The sequence below is a fragment of the Acidipropionibacterium virtanenii genome (genome assembly GCF_003325455.1).
Taxonomy (GTDB): Bacteria; Actinomycetota; Actinomycetes; order Propionibacteriales; family Propionibacteriaceae; genus Acidipropionibacterium; species Acidipropionibacterium virtanenii.
Genome location: NZ_CP025198.1, coordinates 983,917 through 1,005,398, shown reverse-complemented (window position 1 = coordinate 1,005,398; position 21,482 = coordinate 983,917). Strand labels below are relative to the sequence as shown.

General features: G+C 68.8%; 20 protein-coding genes. 5 read left to right on the top strand and 15 right to left on the bottom strand.

Annotated features, from left to right (window positions below; translation table 11 throughout):
* Positions 1-11: 11 nt before the first annotated feature.
* The 13 genes from nuoL to JS278_RS04440 all read right to left on the bottom strand — a co-directional run bounded on the left by nuoL (position 12) and on the right by JS278_RS04440 (position 13,945).
* Entirely contained in the window at positions 12-1,919 is a 1,908-nt protein-coding gene (nuoL, locus tag JS278_RS04500; protein ID WP_181833823.1) for an NADH-quinone oxidoreductase subunit L, read from the bottom strand.
* An 11-nt stretch (positions 1,920-1,930) separates the two neighbouring features.
* The gene (gene nuoK, locus JS278_RS04495; RefSeq protein WP_114044154.1) at positions 1,931-2,230 is read right to left on the bottom strand and encodes an NADH-quinone oxidoreductase subunit NuoK; all 300 of its coding nucleotides are present in this window, start codon (positions 2,228-2,230) and stop codon (positions 1,931-1,933) included.
* The gene (locus JS278_RS04490; protein WP_114044153.1) at positions 2,227-3,054 is read right to left on the bottom strand and encodes an NADH-quinone oxidoreductase subunit J; all 828 of its coding nucleotides are present in this window, start codon (positions 3,052-3,054) and stop codon (positions 2,227-2,229) included. Before JS278_RS04490 ends, nuoK begins: the two co-directional genes overlap by 4 nt.
* Complete coding sequence (nuoI, locus tag JS278_RS04485; RefSeq protein WP_245935199.1) at positions 3,051-3,602, bottom strand: NADH-quinone oxidoreductase subunit NuoI; 552 nt, start codon at positions 3,600-3,602, stop codon at positions 3,051-3,053. The genes JS278_RS04490 and nuoI overlap by 4 nt, the downstream gene beginning before the upstream one ends.
* Positions 3,602-4,975, bottom strand: coding sequence for an NADH-quinone oxidoreductase subunit NuoH (gene nuoH, locus JS278_RS04480; protein ID WP_114044152.1), 1,374 nt, complete (start codon positions 4,973-4,975; stop codon positions 3,602-3,604). The genes nuoI and nuoH overlap by 1 nt, the downstream gene beginning before the upstream one ends.
* A complete protein-coding gene (locus tag JS278_RS04475) occupies positions 4,972-7,446 on the bottom strand; it encodes an NADH-quinone oxidoreductase subunit G (RefSeq protein WP_114044151.1) in 2,475 nt (824 codons plus the stop codon). The genes nuoH and JS278_RS04475 overlap by 4 nt, the downstream gene beginning before the upstream one ends.
* Positions 7,443-8,762, bottom strand: coding sequence for an NADH-quinone oxidoreductase subunit NuoF (nuoF, locus tag JS278_RS04470; RefSeq protein ID WP_114046111.1), 1,320 nt, complete (start codon positions 8,760-8,762; stop codon positions 7,443-7,445). Before nuoF ends, JS278_RS04475 begins: the two co-directional genes overlap by 4 nt.
* Positions 8,763-8,788: 26 nt before the next feature.
* Positions 8,789-9,562: an NADH-quinone oxidoreductase subunit NuoE gene (gene nuoE / locus JS278_RS04465; protein WP_114044150.1), complete on the bottom strand. Its 774-nt coding sequence runs from the start codon at positions 9,560-9,562 to the stop codon at positions 8,789-8,791.
* Positions 9,559-10,887 (bottom strand): NADH-quinone oxidoreductase subunit D, encoded by a 1,329-nt coding sequence (locus tag JS278_RS04460; protein ID WP_114044149.1) that lies wholly within the window; start codon positions 10,885-10,887, stop codon positions 9,559-9,561. The genes nuoE and JS278_RS04460 overlap by 4 nt, the downstream gene beginning before the upstream one ends.
* Positions 10,887-11,597 (bottom strand): NADH-quinone oxidoreductase subunit C, encoded by a 711-nt coding sequence (locus tag JS278_RS04455; protein ID WP_114044148.1) that lies wholly within the window; start codon positions 11,595-11,597, stop codon positions 10,887-10,889. Before JS278_RS04455 ends, JS278_RS04460 begins: the two co-directional genes overlap by 1 nt.
* Positions 11,594-12,190: an NADH-quinone oxidoreductase subunit B gene (locus JS278_RS04450; RefSeq protein WP_114044147.1), complete on the bottom strand. Its 597-nt coding sequence runs from the start codon at positions 12,188-12,190 to the stop codon at positions 11,594-11,596. The genes JS278_RS04455 and JS278_RS04450 overlap by 4 nt, the downstream gene beginning before the upstream one ends.
* Before the next feature lie 11 nt (positions 12,191-12,201).
* Positions 12,202-12,570, bottom strand: coding sequence for an NADH-quinone oxidoreductase subunit A (locus JS278_RS04445; protein ID WP_015071310.1), 369 nt, complete (start codon positions 12,568-12,570; stop codon positions 12,202-12,204).
* 76 nt (positions 12,571-12,646) lie between these two features.
* Positions 12,647-13,945 (bottom strand): geranylgeranyl reductase family protein, encoded by a 1,299-nt coding sequence (locus JS278_RS04440; RefSeq protein ID WP_114044146.1) that lies wholly within the window; start codon positions 13,943-13,945, stop codon positions 12,647-12,649.
* Between the two features lie 426 nt (positions 13,946-14,371).
* On the opposite strand from JS278_RS04440, the gene JS278_RS04435 reads away from it, so the two are divergent.
* Genes JS278_RS04435 through JS278_RS04425 form a run of 3 tightly spaced genes read left to right on the top strand, consistent with a single transcriptional unit; the run spans position 14,372 to position 16,273 of the window.
* Complete coding sequence (locus tag JS278_RS04435) at positions 14,372-15,517, top strand: isochorismate synthase (protein WP_181833877.1); 1,146 nt, start codon at positions 14,372-14,374, stop codon at positions 15,515-15,517.
* 39 nt (positions 15,518-15,556) lie between these two features.
* Positions 15,557-15,934 (top strand): hypothetical protein, encoded by a 378-nt coding sequence (locus JS278_RS04430; RefSeq protein WP_114044145.1) that lies wholly within the window; start codon positions 15,557-15,559, stop codon positions 15,932-15,934.
* Positions 15,935-15,988: 54 nt separating this feature from the next.
* Positions 15,989-16,273, top strand: a complete 285-nt coding sequence (locus JS278_RS04425; RefSeq protein ID WP_220150040.1) for a MafI family immunity protein — start codon at positions 15,989-15,991, stop codon at positions 16,271-16,273.
* Between the two features lie 237 nt (positions 16,274-16,510).
* On the opposite strand, the gene JS278_RS04420 is transcribed toward JS278_RS04425, so the two are convergent.
* Both JS278_RS04420 and JS278_RS04415 read right to left on the bottom strand, forming a co-directional pair.
* Complete coding sequence (locus JS278_RS04420; protein WP_114044144.1) at positions 16,511-18,256, bottom strand: DUF6297 family protein; 1,746 nt, start codon at positions 18,254-18,256, stop codon at positions 16,511-16,513.
* The gene (locus JS278_RS04415; RefSeq protein WP_114044143.1) at positions 18,253-18,897 is read right to left on the bottom strand and encodes an ABC transporter ATP-binding protein; all 645 of its coding nucleotides are present in this window, start codon (positions 18,895-18,897) and stop codon (positions 18,253-18,255) included. Before JS278_RS04415 ends, JS278_RS04420 begins: the two co-directional genes overlap by 4 nt.
* On the opposite strand from JS278_RS04415, the gene JS278_RS04410 reads away from it, so the two are divergent.
* Complete coding sequence (locus JS278_RS04410) at positions 18,896-19,666, top strand: demethylmenaquinone methyltransferase (RefSeq protein ID WP_425451468.1); 771 nt, start codon at positions 18,896-18,898, stop codon at positions 19,664-19,666. The two genes, JS278_RS04415 and JS278_RS04410, sit on opposite strands and share 2 nt — an antisense overlap.
* Positions 19,663-21,453 (top strand): TM0106 family RecB-like putative nuclease, encoded by a 1,791-nt coding sequence (locus tag JS278_RS04405; protein WP_114044141.1) that lies wholly within the window; start codon positions 19,663-19,665, stop codon positions 21,451-21,453. The genes JS278_RS04410 and JS278_RS04405 overlap by 4 nt, the downstream gene beginning before the upstream one ends.
* Positions 21,454-21,482 lie beyond the last annotated feature (29 nt).

Sequence of the window (21,482 nt, the reverse complement as noted above, 5' to 3'; positions counted from 1 at the left end):
CATCTCCTCCCTCAGGCCATCCGGCCGAGGATCACGACGACGCCCACCAGTACGACACCGATGGCCGTCGTCAGCCCGTAGGTGCGCACATAGCCGTTCTGCAGTCTGCGCAGCCCGGCGGCCACACCGGCCACGAGGCCGGATCCGCCCATCACCGCACCGTCGACGACGCCCTTGTCGGCCGCTGCCAGAGTGTGGGCGGCCGAGCGGCCGGGCCGCACGACGAGGGCGTTGTTGATGGTGCGCCCGTACAGGTCGTTGCGGCCTACCAGCGCGATCGGGTTGCTGGTGGCCGGCTCCTCGCCGGGAACCTCGCCGCGGTTGAGCAGCCAGCCCAGGACGATGCCGGCGGCGACCACCACCAGGGTCACGGCCCCGATCGCCGACAGGTGCAGCAGTCCGGTGGGCTCGACATGGGATCCGGTGGCCGGGGCCAGCCAGTCGCCGATCCAGTTGTTCATCGCCGCTCCGGCGATGATCGACAGGAAGGCCAGCACCACCAGCGGCACCGTCATGGTGGCCGGGGACTCGTGGGGGTGGACCTCCTCGCGCCAGCGCTTGCGACCGAGGAAGGTCAGCACCATGAGGCGGGTCATGTAGTAGGCGGTGATGCCCGCGCCCAGCAGCGCCAGGATGCCGAACACCGGGCCGCGCTCGAAGGCCACCTCGATGATGTGGTCCTTGGAGAAGTAGCCGGCGGTTCCGGGGAAGCCGATGATCGCCAGGTAGCCGCAGGCGAAGGTCCAGAAGGTGATCGGCATCACCTTGGACAGCGCCCCGAAATGGTACACGTCGGTGTCGTCGCCGGTCCCGTGCATCACCGATCCGGCGCCCAGGAACATGTTGGCCTTGAAGGCGCCGTGGGTGAGCAGGTGGAAGATCGCGAATGCGGCCCCGGCGGGCCCGAGACCGGCTGCCAGCATCATGTAGCCGATCTGGCTCATGGTGGATCCGGCCAGCACCCTCTTGATGTCCTTCTTGGTCGAGCCGATCCAGGCTCCAGCCAGCAGGGTGACGGTGCCGACGATCGCGACCGCCAGGGAGGCGGCGTAGGTGTGCTCGTAGACGGCGTGGGAGCGGACCACCAGGTAGACGCCGGCGGTCACCATGGTGGCGGCGTGGATGAGCGCCGAGACCGGTGTGGGGCCCTCCATGGCATCCATCAGCCAGTCCTGCAGCGGCACCTGGGCGGACTTGCCGCAGGCGGCCAGCAGCAGCATGAAGCCGAGCAGGGTGGCCCATCCCGGGCTCAACGACGCGGCTCCGGCGGAGACGTCGGTGAAGCGAGCCGAACCGAACTGGGCCAGCATGGTGAAGATCGCCATGGTGAGGCCCAGGTCGCCGATCCGGTTCATGATGAAGGCCTTGTTGCCGGCCGCGGCGGCGGTGGGCCGCTCGTACCAGAAGCCGATCAGGAGGTAGGAGGCCAGGCCCACGCCCTCCCATCCGACGAAGAGCACCAGGTAGTTGTCGGCCAGCACGAGGGTGAGCATGGCGGCGATGAACAGGTTGAGGTAGGCGAAGAACCGGCGCCTGTTCGGGTCGTGGGCCATGTAACCGATGGAGTAGATGTGGATCAGCGAGCCGACGAAGGTCACCAGCAGCACGAAGACGATCGACAGCTGGTCGATCTGCAGCCCGACGTCCAGATGCCAGGAGCCGACGTCGACGAAGTCGTAGACCGGTACCCGCACGGCGCGCTGTGCGGCGTCGCGTCCGAGCATGTCGAGGAACAGCAGCAGGGCGATGATGAAGGAGGCGATCGGGGCCAGGGTGGCCATCAGATGCCCCCAGGCGTCGGACGCGCGGCCGAGGATCAGCAGCAGGGCGGCGCAGACGGCCGGTACCGCGATGAGCAGCCAGGCGTAGCTGAACAGGCCGCCGGCGGCGACCGGGGTCAGGGTTTCGAGAAGGTACACGCCGACACTCCTCAGTACTTCATCAGGTTGACGTCGTCGACCGAGGTGGTGCGACGGGAGCGGAAGATGGTGACGATGATGGCCAGCCCCACCACGACCTCGGCGGCGGCGACGATCATCACGAAGAACGCGCCGATCTGGCCGTCCAGGCCGCCGTGCACGTGGGAGAAGGTCACCATCGTGAGGTTGACGGCGTTGAGCATCAGCTCGACCGACATGAACGCGACGATGGCATTACGGCGGAACAGGAACCCGAGGATGCCGATGGCGAAGAGGATCGCCGACAGGATCAGGTAGTCGTTCGGGTTCATTCGAGTTCTCCTTCGACCTCGGCCCGCCCGGCGGTCACGGTGGCGAAGGCCCGCTCGGTGGGGGCCTTGAGCTCCCCGGCGTCGACGATGCCGCCGCGCGAGCGCAGCGCCTCCGAGATGGAGTCGGGAGCGACGGTGCCGTCGGGCAGCAGGGCCGGGGCGCCGATCGCATTGCTTCGGGCGTAGACGCCGGAGTTGGGCTTAGGCCCGGGATGGGCGCCGGACTCGGCGTAGGCCTTCATCCGCTCGCCGTAGCGCTCCCGCTGCCTCTTCTTGCCGCGCAGCCGCTCGCCGTGGGCGAGCACCATGGCTCCCAGCGCCGCGGTGATGAGCAGCGCCGAGGTGGCCTCGAAGGGGATGACGTACCTGCTGAAGAGCAGGTCGGCCAGTGAGTTGACGTTGTTGCCGCCTTCGGCGTTGGCGGCGGCCAGGCCGGTGGCCCGGTCGATGCCGAGCTGCCCGGCGGTGACGGCGTTGCCAACGGCCACCACGATCATGGCGGCCAGCACCAGGGCGACCAGGATCGAGGCGACCCGGTGTCCCTTGAGCACCTCGGAGACGCTGTCCTTGGCGTCGACACCGATCATCATCACGACGAAGAGGAAGAGCATCAGCACGGCGCCGGTGTAGACGATGATCTGCACCACGAAGAGGAAGGGCGCCTCCTGGGCGGCGTACTGCACGGCCAGGCAGATCATCACGACGGCCAGGCAGAAGGCCGAGTGCACGACCCGGCGGGCGAGGATCATGCCCAGGGCCCCGAGCACCATCAGCGGGGCGAGCAGCCAGAAGGCCCACTGGGCCGCTGCGACCATGACGATCATCGGGTCTCCCCCTCGGTGTTCGATGCGCCGGTTCTCGTATCAGGTGCGCCGGTGGGCGGAAGGCCGAGGAAGTAGGACTTCTCGTCGTCGCCCAGACGCCGCGGGTGGGGCGGCTGCTCCATCCCGGAGACCAGCGGGGCGAGCAGCTCCGCCTTGGTCCAGATGAGCTTGGCCCGCGTGGTGTCGGCCATCTTGAAGTCATTGGTCATGGTCAGCGCCCGGGTGGGGCAGGCCTCGATGCACAGTCCGCACAGGATGCAGCGCAGATAGTTGATCTGGTAGACGCGGCCGTACCGCTCCCCCGGGGAGTACCTCTCCTCCTCGGTGTTGTCCCCGCCCTCGACGTAGATGGCGTCGGCGGGGCAGGCCCAGGCGCACAGCTCGCAGCCGACGCACTTCTCCAGCCCGTCGGGCCAGCGGTTCAGCTGGTGCCGCCCGTGGAACCGGGGCGGCATCACCTTCTCCTTGCCCTTCTCCGGGTACCCCTGGGTGAAGGTCTTTCTGAACATGGTCCGGAAGGTGATTCCGAACCCAGACCAGGCTCCCATCAGTTGGCTCCGTTCTGGGTGGCGGACTTCTGAGTGGCGGACGGATCGCCGTCTGACGGTCCTGCGGCGGCGCCGGCCGGGGCGGCCTCGGAGTGGACGACGTCGTAACTGTCGGGCAGCTTCTGGCCGGGCAGCGGGGGCACCGGGTAGCCGCCGGCGAAGGCGTCGAAGGCCTCGGGTTCGGGTGCGGGAGGCTCCTTCTCGGAGCCGCCGAACATGATGAATCCGATCAGACCGAGCACGATCACCACGACCGCCCCGACGAAGACCGGGCTGGCGAGCCAGCCCTGGGCCCCGGCGGTGCGCCAGAAGGCGAGCAGCAGCACCCACACCAGGGACACCGGGATGAGCACCTTCCAGCCCAGCGCCATGAGGGACTCGTAGGTGACCCTCGGGACGGCGGCACGCACCCACACGAAGAAGAAGATCACCAGCTGGGTCTTGAGGAAGAACCACACGAGGCCGAACCAGCCCGAATCCATGAAGCCGATGAGGTTGAACGGCCAGGGCGCCCCGAATCCTCCGAGGAACAGGGTGGTGCAGACCGCCGAGAGGGTGGCCATGTTGATGTACTCGGCCAGGTAGTACATGCCGTAGGGGAAGCCGGAGTACTCGGTGCTGTACCCCGAGACCAGCTCCTGCTCGCACTCCGACATGTCGAAGGGGGTCCGGTTGGACTCGCCGAACATCGTGATGACGTAGATCACGAAGCTGGGCAGCAGCAGCAGCCAGTAGTGGCCGGGGATGTGGGTGTTGAACCCGCCGAGGACCAGCGGCCTGGCCTGGGCGGCGACGATGTCGGAGGTGGCCATCGACCCGGAGAACATGAAGACCGCGGCCAGCGACAGTCCCATGGCGACCTCGTAGGAGATCATCTGGGCGCTGGAGCGCAGCGAGCCCAGCAGGGAGTAGGTGCTGGCCGAGGACCATCCGGCCAGCACGATGCCGTAGATGCCGATCCCGGCGATGGAGAGGATGAACAGGGCGGCGACGGGGACGTCGGTGATCTGGAGGCGGGTCTGGTGGCCGAACATGGACACCTGGCCGCCCAGCGGAATGACCGCCCAGGAGGTGAAGCAGGCGATGCCGGAGATCACGGGTGCCAGGTAGAAGACGATCTTGTCGGCGCCCTTGGGAGTGACGACCTCCTTGAAGATCAGCTTGATGCCGTCGCCGATGGCCTGGCCCATACCACGGATGAAGGCCGTGTTCATGATGGGGCCGAGCCGGTTCTGCATCCGTCCCAGCACCCTGCGCTCGAACCACACGTTGAACAGGGTCCACATCAGCAGGACGACGAAGAGCACGACCACCTTGATGACGGTGATCCACCAGGGGTCGGTACCGAACAGGGCACTCTCGAGCGGGCTCATGCCGCGCCTCCCTCGGACTTGATGGAGATCTCGACCGGATCACCGGGAGACACCCCGAGGATCTCGCGCAGCGAGGAGTCTCCCCTCGCCGCGGACACGGGGCCCGACGAGGGCAGCCATGCCACCTCGTCGAGCATCGTGGGCTCCACGATCAGCGGTAGTTCCACCGAGCCGGCCGGCCCGGTCACCGCGACGGCCTGGCCGTCGGCGGCGCCGATCCTCTCGGCAGCGGCCACCGAGACGCGCACCTGGGCGGGTCGGGCGCTCTCGATGAGGTGGACGGCACCGGACAGGGCGGCGGAGTCGTCGAGCATCTGGTGCCACAGGTCGACCTTGAACCCCCCGGAGGAGTGGGCGGAGTCGCGCAGCCGCGCGGCCTCCTCGGCCGTCCCGGGGTCGGCGAGTGCGGGGCGCGGGCCCTGCCAGGGATCGATCTCGTTCCAGGCGTTGTGGGCGTCGACGACGGTGCGCATCCCCAGATCCGAGCCCATCGCGTCGGCCAGTGCGGCCAGCACCCGGATCTCGTTCATCGGGGTGGGGGCCTCCTTGTTGATGACCCGGACCCGTCCGGGACGGTGCTCCCAGTTGAGGAAGGTGCCGGAGGTCTCCTCCAGCAGGCTCACCGGCAGCACGACATCGGCGCGCTCGGTCACCTCGGAGGCCCGCTGCTCCAGGCTCACCAGGAAGTCGACGGCCTCCAGGGCCCGGCGGGCCGCCTGCGGGTCGGCGAGGTCGCGGGCCTGGACGCCGGAGACCATCAGGGCCCGGACTCCGCCCTCGGTGCCGACGGAGGCGAGCATCTGCCCGGCGTCCATGCCCGGGGTCGACGGCAGCGACCCGGCACCCCACAGGGTCGCCATGTCGACACGGGCCCGGGTGTCGCTGACCGGGCGACCGCCCGGCAGCAGGCCCGGAAGGCACCCGGTCTCCACCGCGCCGACGTCGCCGGCCCGCCGGGGCACCCAGGCGAGTCGGGCGCCGGTGACGCGGGCGGCGTCGACCAGGGCGGTGAGGGTGCCGGGGCTGGTGGCCGCCCGCTCCCCCACCAGCAGCACGGTGGAGTCGTCGATCTGCTCGGCCTCGACCATCCGCACCAGGGATGCGGCCTCGTCGCCGGGGGCGGTGGGCTCCAGGGTGGCGCCCATCTTGACCGAGCCGCGGGTGAGGTGGGATCCGATCACGGTGACCGGTACCCGGTGCTTGAGCCACGCCTTGCGCAGCCTCAGGAACACCGCGGGGCTCTCGTCCTCGGGTTCCAGATCCACCAGGACGACCCGTCCGGCCTTCTCCAGGTCGGCGTAGGTGACCGATTCGGCCAGGCTCCGCCCGGCCACCTCGGCGGCCAGGAAGGACGCCTCCTCGGCGGATGCCGGACGCGAGCGGAAGTCGATGTTGTTGGTGCCCAGCACCGCCCGGGTGAAGCGCGACCAGGCGAGACCGGTCTCAACCGTGAGCCGTCCGCCGGTGAGCACGCCGACGTGGTCGCCGGCGGCCTTCAGACCACCCACCGCGGCGTCGATGGTCTCGGCCCAGGAGGCGGGCCGCAGGACGCCGTCGCGGCGCACCAGCGGCCGGGTGATGCGGTCGTTGCCTCGGCCGTACCGGAAGGCGAAGCGGCCCTTGTCGCAGTTCCACTCCTCGTTGACCTCGGGCAGGTTGCCGGCCAGCCGGCGGGTCACCTGATAGTGCCGGTGATCGGTGCGCAACTCGCAGCCGGCTGCGCACAGCTCGCAGGTGGTCCTCGTGGAGACAAGGTCGAAGGGCCGTGAGCGGAACCGGTAGTCCTTGCTGGTCAGGGCTCCGACCGGACAGATCTGGATGACATTTCCGGAGAAGTAGGAGTCGTACCCGTCCTTGTCGTAGCCGCCGATCTGGGACCGGGCGCCGCGCTCCTGGAGGTTGATGAAGGGGTCCCCGGAGATCTGGTCGGAGAAGCGGGTGCAGCGCTGGCACAGCACGCAGCGCTCGCGGTCGAGCAGGATCTGAGCGGAGATGCTGATCGGCTTGGGGTAGGTGCGCTTGACCCCCTCGTAGCGGGACTCGGAGCGGCCGTCGGCCATCGACTGGTTCTGCAGCGGGCACTCGCCGCCCTTGTCGCAGATCGGGCAGTCGAGTGGGTGATTGATGAGCAGGAACTCCAGCATCCCCTCCTGGGCCTTGCGGGCCACCTCGGAGGTGTTCTGGGTCTTGACGATCATGCCCTCGGCCACCGGCATCGTGCAGGAGGGCTGCGGCTTGGGGAAGCCGCGGCCGTTGCCGGCGTCGGGGATGTCGACCAGGCACTGGCGGCAGGCGCCGGCCGGGTCCAGCAGCGGATGGTCGCAGAACCTGGGGATGGCGGTGCCCATCCGCTCGGCGGCCCGGATGATCAGGGTGCCCTTGGGCACGCTGACCGGCTGGCCGTCGATGGTCAGGGTCACCAGGTTCTCGGCGGCCACCTGTCCGGCGTCCTTCTCGGTATCGACACTCATGAGATCGCTCCCACCTCGGCGTCACTGAAGATGGCGCTCCTGTCGTAGGGAAGGAGCTCCCAGGCGGGCGTGCCGTGGCAGCCGGCCTCGAACTCCTCGCGGAAATGCTTCACCGCGCCGCGGATGCAGCCGACCGCCCCGTCGGCGAGGGCGCAGAAGGAGCGCCCGCCGATGTTCTCGTTGACGTCGAGCAGTTTGTCGACGTCACCGGGCTCGCCCTGGCCGGCCTCGATCTTGCGCAGCATCTGGACGAGCCACCAGGTGCCCTCCCGGCAGGGGGTGCACTTGCCGCAGGACTCGTGCTTGTAGAACTCGATCCAGCGCAGCGTGGCGCGCACCACCGACGTGGTCTCGTCGAAGCACTGCAGGGCCTTCGTGCCCAGGATCGTGCCGTTGGCGGCCATCGTCTCGTAGTCCAGCGGCAGGTCGATGTCGTCGCCGGTGAGGATCGGCGTCGATGACCCTCCCGGGGTGAAGAACTTCAGCCGGTGGCCCGCCCTCATCCCGCCGCTCATGTCGAGCAGGGAGCGCAGCGTGACGCCCATCGGGGCCTCGAACTGCCCCGGATTGGCGACGTGACCCGACAGCGAGTAGAGGGTGAAGCCGTCGGACTTCTCGGTGCCCATGGCCTTGAACCAGTCGCGCCCGTTGGCCACCACGGCCGGCACCGAGGCGATCGACTCGGCGTTGTTGATGACGGTGGGGCTGGCGTAGAGGCCGGCGACCGCCGGGAATGGCGGACGCAGCCGGGGCTGGCCCCGACGTCCCTCCAGGGAGTCGAGCAGGGCGGTCTCCTCGCCGCAGATGTAGGCCCCCGCCCCGGCGTGGACGACGACATCCAGGTCGTAGCCGGTGCCGAGGATGTCGCGGCCGATGTAGCCGGCCGAGTAGGCCTCGCGGACCGCCTGCTGGAGGCGGCGGATGATGTGCAGCACCTCGCCGCGGACGTAGATGAAGGCGACCTTGGCCTTGATGGCGTAGGAGGCGATCACCACTCCCTCGACCAGGGTGTGGGGGGAGGCCATCAGCAGCGGCATGTCCTTGCAGGTGCCCGGCTCGGACTCGTCGCAGTTGACCACCAGGTAGGTGGGGTTCGGGTTGTCCTTGGGGACGAAGGACCACTTCATCCCGGTCGGGAATCCCGCCCCGCCGCGACCGCGCAGGTTCGCGTCCTTGACCAGTGAGGTGACCTCCTCGGGAGCCATCGTGGCGGCCTTGCGCAGCGCGTCGTAGCCGCCGCGGCGCTCGTAGTTGGTGAGTTTCCAGGCGCGGTTGTCGTCCCAGTTGGCCGAGAGGACCGGCGTCAGGGGGTCGATTCCCGGACCGGCGTGAACGGTGGTGCTCACTTGCCCTCCTCCTCGGTGTCGGGCTGGGGAAGCCTGTTCGGATCGGGGGCGTGCCAGCCGTGCTCCCGGGCGATCCGCAGGCCCCGCAGCGAGGCCTCGCCGGCGGTGGGGCCCTCATCGGCGCGCCCGTCGGGGAATCCGGCGAGCACCCGCTCGGCCTGCCGCCAGGAGGTGATGGTGGCGCCACGGGTGGAGTGGACCTCCTCGCCGGCGGCCAGCGCGTCGAGGATCTCCTCGGCCTTCCGGGGGGTCATGTTGTCCATGTACTCCCAATTGACCATCATGATCGGCGCGAAGTCGCAGGCGGCGTTGCACTCGATGCGCTCCAGGGAGAACGTCCCGTCGGGGGTGGTCTGGCCCTCCTTGATGCCGAGCTTGTGCTCCACCTTGTCCAGCAGCACGTCCCCGCCGAGGATGGCGCACAGCGCGGTGGTGCACACCCCGATGTGGTGGGTGCCGCCCGGGCGGCGCTTGTACATGGTGTAGAAGGTGGCCACTCCGGAGACCTGGGCGGCGGTGATGCCGAGCACCTCGGCGCAGGCCTCGACGCCGGCCGGGGAGACCCGCCCGTCGACCGACTGCACCAGGTGGAGCATCGGCAGCAGGGCCGACCGGGAGTCCGGGTAGCGGGCGGCCAGGGAGCGCAGCTCCTCCATGGTCTGCTCGGTGATCGCCGTGGACTGATCGTCCTGGTCGACCAACGGGGCGTCGAAATGCGACTCGAACTCCTCCTCATAGGGGTAGGAGGACGACTGTGTGGGATCGGTCATCGATCAACACCTCCGAGAACCGGGTCGAGGGAGGCCAGGACGACGACGACGTCGGAGAGCATGGCGCCCTCGGTCATGGCCGGGATCGACTGCACGTGGATGAATCCTGGATCGCGCAGGTGCGACCGGTAGGGCCGCACCCCGCCGTCGGAGACCAGGTGGCAGCCGAGCTCGCCACCGGTCCCCTCGACGGTCTGGTAGACCTGCCCGGCGGGCACCGCGAATCCCTCCGTGACGATCTTGAAGTGATGGATGAGGGCCTCCATCGACTCCCCCATGATGTGCTTGATGTGCTCATGGGAGTTGCCCTGGCCGTCGGGCCCGATGGCCAGTTCGGCCGGCCAGGCGATCTTCTTGTCGGCGACCATGTGGGGCTGGCCCTGGGTGTCCTTGAGGCGCTTGAGGCACTGCTTGAGGATCTTGATCGACTCGAAGAGCTCGCCCAGGCGCACCTTGTAGCGGCCGTAGGCGTCGCAGCTGTCGGCGGTCTGGACGTCGAAGTCGTAGGTCTCGTAGCCGCAGTAGGGCTCTTTCCTGCGGATGTCCCAGGGCAGCCCGGTGGAACGGAGCACCGGTCCGGTGGCGCCCAGCGCCATGCAGCCGGCCAGGTCCATGTAGCCCACGCCCTTCGTGCGGGACCTGAAGATCGGGTTGGCGGTGAAGAACTGGTCGATCTCGGGGACGTTGTCCTCCATCCTCTTGATGAGATCGCGCAGCATGTCCAGGCCGTTCTCCGGCAGATCCGTGGCGGTGCCGCCGGGGCGGATCCAGGCGTTGTTCATCCGCAGGCCGGTGACGGCCTGGTTGAACTCCAGGCAGATCTCGCGCTCCCTCAGGCCGACCTCGGCGACCGATGAGGCGCCGAGCTCCAGGCCGCCGGTGCCGATGGCCACCAGGTGGGAGGAGATCCTGTTGATCTCCATGATCATGACGCGCAGGATGCTGGCCCGCTCGGGGATCTGGTCGGTGATGCCGAGCAGCTTCTCCACGGCCAGGCAGTAGACCGCCTCGTTGAAGAAGTTGGCCACGTAGTTGCAGCGGGTCATGAAGGTGACGCCCTGGGTCCAGGTGCGGTACTCCATGTTCTTCTCGATGCCGGTGTGCAGGAAGCCGATGCCGGGGCGCACCTTGGTGACGGTCTCGCCGTCGAGCTCCATGATGAGGCGCATGACGCCGTGGGTGGAGGGGTGGGAGGGGCCGAAGTTGATGACGACGGTCTCGTCGCCGCGCTCGGCGTTCTCCGAGACGATCTCGTCCCAGTCCCCGCCCTGGGCGAGGTACTCGCGTCTTCCGGCGCCCGTGTCGATTGTGCTGTGCTCGGTCATCAGTTGTAGCTCCTGCGCTGGTCAGGCGGCGGTACGACGGCGCCCTTGTACTCGACGGGGACGCCTCCCAGCGGGTAGTCCTTGCGCTGGGGGTGGCCCTGCCAGTCGTCCGGCATCAGGATCCGGGTGAGCGCCGGGTGCCCGTCGAAGATCACTCCGAACATGTCCCAGGCCTCGCGCTCCTGCCAGTCGGCGTGCGGATACACCGGGACCACCGATGGCAGGTGCGGGTGCTGGTCCTCGGCGTCGGCCAGCGCCACCTCGAGGCGGATCCGCCGGTTGTGGGTGTAGGAGAGCATGTCGTAGACGACGTGCATCTCCTTGCCGCTCATCTGCGGGTAGTGCACGCAGGTGAGACAGGAGCAGGACTCGAAGCGCAGCTTCTCGTCATCGCGCAGCGCACGGGCCAGGTCGAGGAGTTTGTCGGGGATCACGAAGAAGGTGATCTCGCCGCGGTCGACGAGGGTGAGGCCGGCGGAGAAGCCCGGGACCAGCTCGGCCATCCGGTCGGCGACGGCGTCGAACCAGCCGCCGTAGGGGCGGTTGGAGTCACCGGGCATCTCGATCAGCCGGGTGAGCCCGTTGTACCCGGAGGTGTCTGAGGAGCCCGAGGCCCCGCCCCACATGCCGGATTTCGTCTCGATCACGGGATTCTGGCCGGCTGCCTCCAGACCCGATCCCTGGGGAGCCTGCGGAGTCTGTTCGCTCATCGTCCGATCTCCTTGGCCGCGGTGCCTATCTCTTTGCTCGGGGTGGTCGTCTCCATCTCGAGGGTCGGGGTGGCGGCCAGGGCCAGCTGCTCCTTGGCCTTCTCGACCTCGGCCATGTGCCCCATCAGCGGCCAGTGCTGGATCTGCTCGCGGATCTTGAAGACGGCGTCGATCAGCATGTCAGGACTGGGCGGGCAGCCGGGCAGATAGACGTCGACCGGGATGATGTGGTCGCAGCCCTGGACGATGGCGTAATTGTTGAAGATGCCGCCGGAGGAGGCACAGGCACCCATCGAGATGACCCACTTGGGGTTGGGCATCTGATCGTAGAGCTGGCGCACCACGGGGGCCATCTTCTGGCTCACCCGCCCCGAGACGATCATCAGGTCAGCCTGGCGCGGGGAGGCGCGGAAGACCTCATGGCCCCACCGGGCGGCGTCGGCGCGAGGCCCGCCGTAGGAGATCATCTCGATGGCGCAGCAGGCCAGGCCCATCGTCAGGGGCCAGAAGGAGGTCTTGCGCAGCCAGCCGACGATGGCCTCCATCGAGGTCATCATGATTCCGGCCGGCACATCGGCGTCATGTTCAGCCATGTCGGCTCCTCTCAGTCCCAGTCCAGGCCGCGGCGGCGGTACACGTATATATAGGACACGAATACCGCGGCGATGAACAGCGCCATCTCCACCACGGCGAAGACGCCGAGCGCGGCGAATCGGTTGAAGGAGACCGCCCACGGGTAGAGGAAGACGATCTCGATGTCGAAGACGATGAAGAGCATCGCCACGATGTAGTACTTCACGGGGAAGCGGCCCCCGCCCACCGGCTGGGGGGTCGGTTCGATGCCGCACTCGTAGCTCTGGTGCTTCGACAGGTTCTTCCGGTTGGGGCTGAAGATCAGGTTGACCCCGATCATCACGCAGACGAACAGCGTCGCGATGATCAGCATGCTGATGAGCCCGACATATGCGTTCATGACCTACCACCTCGGTCGACGTTCATTTCCCCTCCGGAGCTTCCTGCGCCGCATCGCGCGCATCCGACCTCTGACATCATGCTGACGGCGCCATCCTGGTGAGGGCGTTGATGACGCGGTCCGCCGCGTCACCGCCTCGGGAGTCGGTGAGGTTGGCGAGCAGCTTGTTGACGACACGCATGAGCGACTTCCTCGGCAGCCCGTAGGTGGTGCACAACCTCATGATCCGTGGATCACCGATGAGTTTCACGAAGATCGTGCCCAGCCGATAGTAGCCACCGATGCTCGCCCGCAATGCACGAGGGTACGATTCCAGCGCCTTGAGCGCCGAACGGCTCCCGGATCCGCGGTAATGAGCCTCGGCGATCGCATCGGCGGCCAGCTCCCCGGCCTCCATGGCGTAGTCGATGCCCTCCCCGTTGAAGGGGTTCACCATGCCGCCGGAATCGCCGACCAGCATCAGCCCGCGATGATAGGCCGGCTGCCGGTTGAAGGCCATCGGGAGCGCGGCTCCGCGGATCGGGCCCTCCTGGTTCTCAGGGGTGAATCCCCACTCGGGCGGGGTGTGGCTCAGCCAGCGGGTCATCAGGGCCCGGTAGTCGGTCTTGTGGAAGGCGTCGGAGGAGTCCAGCATCCCCAGGCCGACGTTGACGGTGCCGTCCCCCTCGGGGAAGGCCCACCCGTAGCCGGGCAGCAGGTCGGACTCGTGGGGTCTGCCGTCCCACAGCTCCAGCCAGCTGTCGAGGCAGTCGTCGTCGGAGCGCGGGGAACGGAAGTAGGTGCGCACGGCCACGCCCATCGGCCGGTCGGCGCGGCGCTGGAGCCCCATCCGGGTGGCCAGCCGGGAGGAGACGCCGTCGGCGGCCACCACGACGGGGGCGCGGAAGGTGCGCCCGTCCTTGGTGCGCACCCCGACGATCCGGTCGGTGCGCTCGTCGATGACCGGATCGGTGACGTTGGCGCCGGTGATCAGTTCGGCCCCCTGCGCGGCGGCGTGCTCTGCCAGACGCTGGTCGAGCACCGAGCGGCGGCAGACCATGCCGAAATCGGGGTACTCGGCCAGTTCGGGCCAGGGCATCACGAAGGGCGGAATGGTGCCGCCTTGGATCCGAAGGCCGCGGGTGTGCTTCCAGCCGGCCTCCTCGGAGACGTCGACGCCGAGCCGGATGAGCTGTTTGACGGCGCGCGGGGTGAGCCCGTCTCCGCAGATCTTGTCGCGGGGGAAGGTCGCCTTCTCGAGCAGCGTGACGTGCAGGCCGCGTCGCGCGAGGTGCGCGGCAGTCGCCGAACCGCCGGGGCCCGCGCCGACGATGACGGCGTCGGACTCCACGACGGCTGGCGTGGCGGCGTCGCCACCGATCGCCTGCTCCGACATCGCGAGCCTCCTCGTTGAACCTTCGGGCATGAGTCTATTGCCTCTCAGCCATGTGTTCACAATTAGTTGACATGGCGTTGACTAGGTAGTTTACCGCACACAATAGACGAATTACGAGAGTTTTTCGTTGCATAATTCGTTTCGCCGCACCACGTGCAACCAGACCCCGCAGCCACGGCGGGCCGGTCCGGCCCGCCGGCGCGCGGCCATCGGGTCCGGCCGCCGCAATTCAGCATAATTGGTCCGACCGATTCTTTGGCCGGAACATTCGCGAAATTGCCGATGGACCGGTAGCACCATCGGCGAGTCTGAACTTGTATTGTGCGTGATGTGATCATCAACCCCGGGTCGAGCCGTCTGCGTGCGCGCACCGTGGCCGTTCGCGATCCGGGGCCGCTGGAGGCCTACCTCACCCCGACCCGCAGCATGTGTCTGGTGCATTCCGGGGAGGGGGTCGTCGGACTGGGCGAGGTGGCCCGGTTCGAGACCGACTCCCCCGATGCCGCCGATGTGTGGTGGGAGACGTTCAGCGCCGAGATCGAGGACGAGACGGAGATGCCGGGGCTCCACGGCACGGGGCCGATCGCCTTCGGCTCCTTCGCCTTCGACCCGGACCGCTCGGCCTCACCGTCGGTGATGATCGTTCCCGAGACCGTCATCGGCCACCGGGCGGGCTATTCCTGGGTGACGCAGATGTCCTACGACTCGGTGGACGCCGATCCGCCCCGCATCCAGGCTCCTCCCCGCCCGTCGGAGATCACCTCCGTCGCGGACGGAGTGATCGGGGTCCAGAGGTGGCGGGAGCTGGCGACCCAGGTGCAGGAGATCCTCGGCGAGGGGGACCTGGAGCGGGTGCTCCTGATGCGCGACACGATGGTGCGCACCGCGACGCCGATCGATCCGCGCTGGCTCGTCGAGACCCTGATCCGCCGGGAGCCCGACGCCTGGACCTATCTGGTCGAGGGGGCCATCGGGGTCACCACGAAACTCATGGTCGGCGACCTGGACGGGCTGCTGCGCACCCGGGCGCTGACCCACGGCCCCACCGGGAACCACTCCACCGAGGGCCGCATCCTCGACGCGCTGCGAGGCCGGGGGCCGATCGCCGCCGAGCACCGGCGCACCGTCGAGTGGTCGGCCGAGCGGATCGCCCCGTTCTGCAGCGCGGTGCGCCACTCCCCCTTCCCGGGTCTGGTGTGGGCGGCCGAGGAACAGCTGCTCTCCACCGACGTCACGGGCGCGGCGCTGCCGGGCACCCGGTCCCTGGCGGTGGTCGGCGGGCTGCACCCGGCACCCTTCGTCAGCGGCCTGCCGCCATGGAAGGCCGCCGACACCCTCGCCGAGGTCGAGGAGGTGGATCGCGGCCGGATCACCGGGCCCCTGGGCTGGGTCGACCGCGACGGCGATGGCGAATGGGTCACCGACTGGAGGGGCGCCCAGATCGACGGCACCGATCCGAACCTGGCCCACGTCTTCACCGGCCAGGCGGTCAGCCGCGACGACGACGTCGACGCCCTGTCGGCCGAACTCGAGGCGAAACTTCGAGCGACGCTCAGCGTGGTCGGCCTCTGAGGACCCCGTCTGAGCCGCGCAACAACGAGGAGGTACGCGATGGAGGAGGATCCGACTCTCATCGGCCGGCCTCTCCCCGATGCGGTCAAGATGCTCATGCGCCGCGTCCTGTCCTTCACGAACGAGCCGGAGGAGATCTGCGAGCAGCAGATCGAGGACACGATCATCGAGACTTTTGCACCGGACTGGATCAACGTCATAACGCCGACGTCCACTCCACAGTTCCGATCAGCCGCCAACCCGTTTCTCGACTATGCCAACGTCTACCGTGATGGTGAAATGGTAGGATTCATCCTCCTCTGGTGTGACGACCGGCGATTGTCGGCGATCGAGCAGGCGTGGGTCTCCGATGATCCGCCGGAAGGCTGGCCCGGACCGGACGACGTGCGATTCGAGCCCATCACCCTCCATCCCTGAGTCGGAACGAGATGAACCTGCTCACCCCGGTCTACATGAGAGAGCCACGGCAATATGGATCCTGATGACAGAAACGCAGTGTACTCAGCGCTCCGGGATGTGGCACAGATGGATGGTCTTCCCGCTGAAGATTCAGAAAATGTCACCTCGCTTCTCGACGTTGGAGAACTCCAGGTCGCATTCGAAATTCTATGCACGCAGCTCTACGAATACGACGTCGTCCTGACCGTAGACGCGATGCAGGACTTGCAGTCCTGCGAACGCCTCCTGCATACCGATCCCAAGTACCTCGACTGTCTGCGCGATTCCCAAGAACATGGAGAGGGGAACGCAACGTGAGCAGCGGCCACGAGTTGGCTGTCATTGGAAGGGCCGTCCCTGAGGACGCCGACTGGATCGGGAAGTGTAATACATCCCGACCAATTCGCCGATGACACCTGGGCATTCACAACGGACGCATCCCCGCTGTCCTCGGGTCTTGATAGAAACACGGGGAGCTGAAGTAGCCGGCGCTCAGCCGAAGGTTGCGCACAATCCGCATTCCGACGCCGCCCGGTCCGGGCGGCGTCGTCCCCCTCACTTCTTTCGGGTGATGACCTTGCGCTCCGCGGATCCACGGCCACCCCGGGCCGCGGCCTTCTGATCGGCCAGCTCCCGCTTGGCCTCCTCCTGGCGCTCCTGGAGCTCCTGCTGGTTCAGGCCGCCCATCCGCAGCACCGAGAAGGCGATGACGCCGACCACGATCGAGATCCACGGGGAGAGGCCCAGCACGATCCAGATGGTGACCAGGGCCACCATGTCCAGGCCACGGACGAGGTTGAACATCAGCCCCGGTGGCATCGCGCCCATCTGGGTGGCGACCATCGGCGCGGAGTAGTCGGCGGGCTTGGCCGAGACCCACCTGATCGCCCCGACATACCCGGCCAGGGCGGTGACGATCGCCAGCATGACGGCCTCGAACCAGCTGTGCTGCGTGCTGGCCGAGCCCAGGCCATGGAAGGCCGGGATCACCGCGATCGCCCAGATCCCGGCCAGCACACCGGGTACCACCGAGGCCGCGGTGCGCACCTCACCGGTGCTGAACGGCAGGCATCGCATCAGCCCCTGGGTGCGCGAGAGCACCCGCAGGCTGGTGAAGAACGGCACCAGGGCCGCCACCAGCACCAGCGCCGAGACGGTCGAGGACAGTCGGCCCATGCCCAGCGCCTCCACGGCGTAGGGCACCACCGCCGTCACGGCCAGGGTGAGCAGTGGCTTGGGGAACCGGATCACCCGCTGCACATCGCGCCAGATCAGCGTCTGCAGCCCGAGTCCCCGCCCCCTGGTGGGCCTCACCTGGCCACGCTCCACGGCGTCGCGCTCCTGGAGGATGTCGCGCATCAGCGCGAAGTCCAGGGCGAACGCCGCGCCCTGCATGCCGGCCGCCAGCGAGCCGCCCGACAGCAGTCGGGCACGCCGGATCCGATTCAGCCTGGCCCGCGCCAGGGCGCCGAAGAGCACCGTCAGCACGCCGGCGACCGCCGCGATCCCCCACGCCGTGGTGACCGCGACAGAGGAACTGAAGTCCAGCGACAGCCAGCCGGTCGCCGTGCAGACCACCGCCAGCAGGGCGGCCAGGCCCAGCAGCCCGGCCAGCGACCCGGCCAGCTTCACGCTCCAGACCCGTCCGGCTCCCTGCTGGGCGGCAGCGAAGGCCACCACGCAGGCTCCGCCCAGGGCGCAGGCCACCGTCCAGGCGATGATCGCCATCACCGAGGAGCCGGTGAGAGCCGAGACGAGGGCGCCGAGCAGGGCGCCTCCCGCCAGCCCGGCTCCCAGAGCCGCCCACAGACGCTTCCCGAGGAAACTGGACCGCCGGATCGGGGCGTCCATCAGCCAGAATCCCTCGGCCGCCGAGGCCAGCACCGGGCCGAAGATCCGGCCCGCCGCCAGGGCGAAGGCCAGCACGCCGGCGAAGGCCGCCCACGGCAGCATCTGCCGGGCCGTGCGGCATCCCACGGCGGTACAGCCGGCCGCCTGGCCCTGGGCCTGCACGATGAGGCTGATGAGCATCGCCAGCACCACCAGCAGCGAGAAGACCAGCACGTAAGCGTCGCCCAGGGCCTGCCAGATGTTCCTGGTGGTGCGGCCCTTGCGCCAGTCGCCCATCAGCAGCATCAACTGCTTCTCGTCCACCTCACCGGCCCAGAACTCGTCGGGCTGGTGATCGATCACCAGCTCCGGGGCCTCGACGTCGGACGGCGTGGGCTGCGGAACGGCCTGCGGGGCCTGCTCCTGCGGCTGGCTCTGCTTCTTGAATTTCTTACTTCTGCCCCGGCTCATCCGCGCCGCCCTCCCAGTTCCACGGAGCGGGCGCCGATGGCCTCGACCAGCGCCGGCTCATGGCTGGCCATCACGATCGCCAGCCCGTGCTTCATCTCCGCCTTGAGCCGCTCCCCGAGCCAGGCGACTCCCTCGACGTCGAGGCGGGCCTCCGGCTCGTCGAGGACCAGCAGCTTGCGGGGACGCACGAAGGCGGTGGCCAGCGCCAGGCGGCGTCGCTGCCCGGAGGACAGCGTCCCCGGCAGCTGACCGGACTGCGGCACCAGCTGCACCTCCTCGAGCACCTGATCGACCAGCTCATCGGCCTCGGTCAGGCCATGGGCCCGCGCCAGCAGGTCGAGATGCTCGACCACCGACAGGTCGGGGAAGAAGTCCAGATCGTCGATGACGGTGGCCACATTGCGCCGGAACTCCGGGTTGGTCTCGCTCACCTTGCTGCCCAGCACCTCGATGGTCCCCGAGCTGGGGCGGTCCGCCCCGACCAGGCACCGGAGCACCGTCGACTTGCCCGCACCGTTGCGTCCGGTCAGGGCCACCGCCTCACCCGTGCGGACTGTGAGGGAGAAGTTCGAGACGACGGTGTGGTCGCCGTAGGACTTGGTGAGGTCCTTGACGACAAGGACTTGGGAGTGCGAGGCCATGGCGCATATTGTCCCTCCCCCGCCGAGGTCTCCCAAAACGGGGCTCGTCTGCTGTGGGAGACTTGGGCCCGTGTTGACGACCAGGGCCACCCTCGACAAGCACCGCGCGGACGTCGCCTCGATGTTCGACGGTGTCGCGCAGCGTTACGACGTCATGAACTCCATCATGACGCTGGGGGCGGTGGACCGCTGGCGGGATCTGGTGGTCGACGCCGTGGAACCGGCCCCCGGCCAGGTGATCCTCGATCTGGCGGCCGGCACCGGCACCTCCTCGGCCACCTTCGCGGCCCGTGGCGCCGAGGTCTACCCCACCGACATCTCCATGGGCATGCTCCAGGTGGGCCATCAGCGCCAGCCCGGACTGCACTTCGTGGCCGGGGACGCCACCCGGCTGCCCTATGCCGACGACTCCTTCGACGCCGTCACGATCTCCTACGGGCTGCGCAACGTCGAGAACACCTCCGCGGCTCTGGCCGAGATGCTGCGCGTCACCCGGCCCGGCGGACGCCTCGTCGTCTGCGAGTTCTCCACCCCCACCTGGGCGCCCTTCCGCCGCGTCTACAAGGACTACCTGCTGGGCGCGATCCCGGCGATGGCCCGGCTGGCCAGCAGCAACCGCGACGCCTACGACTACCTGGCCGAGTCGATCCTGGCCTGGCCCGACCAGCAGCGGCTGGCCGATCTGATGTCCGACGCGGGATGGCGGGCCGTGGCCTGGCGCAACATCTCCGGCGGGGTGGTCGCCCTGCACCGGGCCTGGAAGGCATGAGCGCCGGGTCCCGTCCGATCCTGCTGGACTCCTGGGCGGCACGATCCTGCCCGGTCAAGACCCAGAACGCCTTCGACCCCTCTATCAGCCTGCCGGCCGGTGATGACGCCCCCGGCTGCGAGTCCGAGGCCGAGCTGTTCGCCGCCCCGGCGGCCTTCAACCAGGACGTCTGCGGCCGCCTGGCCACGGCCATCGGCGCCGTGGACCTGCGCCGGTCCGACGCCGGCCGTCGCGCCGCGACCTCGCGCGCCCTCGACGACGCGGCCCCCGTGGTGATCGCACCGCTGCTGGCCGCCTCGGCCTCAGGGCACCGGAAGGGCTCCCCCGACGCCCTGGTGCAGGCCGGCCGCACCGCCGACGGCCGACCCGGCTATCTGCCGGTGCACATCACACCGCACCCGGTGCTCGAGCGCCACCACACCCACGCGGAGTTCACCTGGCTGAGCCCGTTGGACGACGCGTCACCGCTGACAGCCGCGCTGAGCACCGAGCAGACCTTCCGCTCCGGACGGCAGGGCCCGCTGCTGCAGGCGGCCCACTTCTGGAGGCTCCTGGACGATCTCGGCCTGCTGCCGGCCCCCGACTTCCCCGGGCTGGCCGGGCGCCGCCTGGCCGGCCTCATCGGCACCGACACCCTCGATCCCGCCGACAGCCCCGTGGCGAGCTGGCTGGATCTGGACCACCGCTTCATCCGCACCTACTCCCGGACCGCGGCCTCGGGCTGGCGACGCCGCAGCGTGTTGGACCGCTACGACCACGAGCACGCCTTCCGGGTGGCGGTGGCCGCCCATGCCGCCTCGCCGGACCGCCCGGCGGGCCGCCCGATGGTGAGCCCGATCATGGTGCGCGAGTGCGAGTCCTGCCAGTGGTGGAGCGTCTGCCGGCCCCGGCTGGACGCCGACGACCTGTCGGTGCGGATCTCCAAGGCCCCGCTGGACGTCCGGGAGATCGCCGCCCTGCGACGTCTGGGGATCCGCACTGTCGACGACCTGGCCGCCGCCGACCTGGACACGGTGCTTCCCGGCTACCTGCCTCAGGTGCAGCACCGGCCCGAACCCGAGAGACGGATCCGCCTGGCGGCCCGCCGTGCCCGGCTCATCCGCGACGGCGTCGCCCTGGAGCGCAACGACGACGAACCGATCCTGCTGCCGTCCTCGCGGCTGGAGATCGATCTGGACATCGAGACCTCCCCCGACGACCGCGTCTATCTGTGGGGGTTGTGGGTCGACGACCCGGACGCCCGGCTGGCCTCCAGCACCTCCCACAGCGGCCCGTACTACCTGTCCTTCTCCAGCTTCGACGAGCTGGACGACGTTACCGAGGCCACCCTGGCCGCAGAGGCCGTCGAATGGCTCGACGAGGCCGTGCGAGCCGTGCCCGACTGCCTGATCGTCCACTACTCCGACTACGAACGGGTCCACCTGAGACGGTTCGCCAGGAACTTCTCCCGGCCCGGATCTCCCACCCACAGTCCCGACGCCGCGGCCCGGGCCGGGCACCTGCTCGATTCTGGACACTTCCTCGACCTGTTCACCGTGATGCGCCGGCACTTCTTCGGCACCGCAGGGCTGGGCCTCAAGGCCGTCGCCCAGGCCGGACCCGGATTCCGCTGGAGGGATCCCGAGCCCGGCGGCCTCAACTCCCAGACGTGGTGGTCACGGGCCGTCGGCGACCCCGATCCGGACGTCCGCCGGGAATCGGCGGAGCGGGTGCTGCGCTACAACGAGGACGACGTCCGCGCCACCCACGCGCTGCGGGCCTGGCTGAGGGGACTGTCTTCCTCCTGACGCGGAAGGACTCGTTGTCCCCGCGGGCC

Bases quoted from the DNA above. Each gene is read 5' to 3' on its own strand.
- nuoE (WP_114044150.1), bottom strand. From the start codon at position 9,562: ATGACCGATCCCACACAGTCGTCCTCCTACCCCTATGAGGAGGAGTTC.
- JS278_RS04445 (WP_015071310.1), bottom strand. From the start codon at position 12,570: ATGAACGCATATGTCGGGCTCATCAGCATGCTGATCATCGCGACGCTG.
- JS278_RS04420 (WP_114044144.1), bottom strand. From the start codon at position 18,256: ATGAGCCGGGGCAGAAGTAAGAAATTCAAGAAGCAGAGCCAGCCGCAG.
- JS278_RS04460 (WP_114044149.1), bottom strand. From the start codon at position 10,887: ATGACCGAGCACAGCACAATCGACACGGGCGCCGGAAGACGCGAGTAC.
- JS278_RS04450 (WP_114044147.1), bottom strand. From the start codon at position 12,190: ATGGCTGAACATGACGCCGATGTGCCGGCCGGAATCATGATGACCTCG.
- JS278_RS04410 (WP_425451468.1), top strand. From the start codon at position 18,896: ATGGCGCATATTGTCCCTCCCCCGCCGAGGTCTCCCAAAACGGGGCTC.
- JS278_RS04475 (WP_114044151.1), bottom strand. From the start codon at position 7,446: ATGAGTGTCGATACCGAGAAGGACGCCGGACAGGTGGCCGCCGAGAAC.
- JS278_RS04490 (WP_114044153.1), bottom strand. From the start codon at position 3,054: ATGATCGTCATGGTCGCAGCGGCCCAGTGGGCCTTCTGGCTGCTCGCC.
- JS278_RS04405 (WP_114044141.1), top strand. From the start codon at position 19,663: ATGAGCGCCGGGTCCCGTCCGATCCTGCTGGACTCCTGGGCGGCACGA.
- JS278_RS04440 (WP_114044146.1), bottom strand. From the start codon at position 13,945: ATGTCGGAGCAGGCGATCGGTGGCGACGCCGCCACGCCAGCCGTCGTG.
- nuoI (WP_245935199.1), bottom strand. From the start codon at position 3,602: ATGGGAGCCTGGTCTGGGTTCGGAATCACCTTCCGGACCATGTTCAGA.
- nuoK (WP_114044154.1), bottom strand. From the start codon at position 2,230: ATGAACCCGAACGACTACCTGATCCTGTCGGCGATCCTCTTCGCCATC.
- JS278_RS04455 (WP_114044148.1), bottom strand. From the start codon at position 11,597: ATGAGCGAACAGACTCCGCAGGCTCCCCAGGGATCGGGTCTGGAGGCA.
- JS278_RS04425 (WP_220150040.1), top strand. From the start codon at position 15,989: ATGGATCCTGATGACAGAAACGCAGTGTACTCAGCGCTCCGGGATGTG.
- JS278_RS04430 (WP_114044145.1), top strand. From the start codon at position 15,557: ATGGAGGAGGATCCGACTCTCATCGGCCGGCCTCTCCCCGATGCGGTC.
- JS278_RS04435 (WP_181833877.1), top strand. From the start codon at position 14,372: ATGTGTCTGGTGCATTCCGGGGAGGGGGTCGTCGGACTGGGCGAGGTG.
- JS278_RS04415 (WP_114044143.1), bottom strand. From the start codon at position 18,897: ATGGCCTCGCACTCCCAAGTCCTTGTCGTCAAGGACCTCACCAAGTCC.
- nuoH (WP_114044152.1), bottom strand. From the start codon at position 4,975: ATGAGCCCGCTCGAGAGTGCCCTGTTCGGTACCGACCCCTGGTGGATC.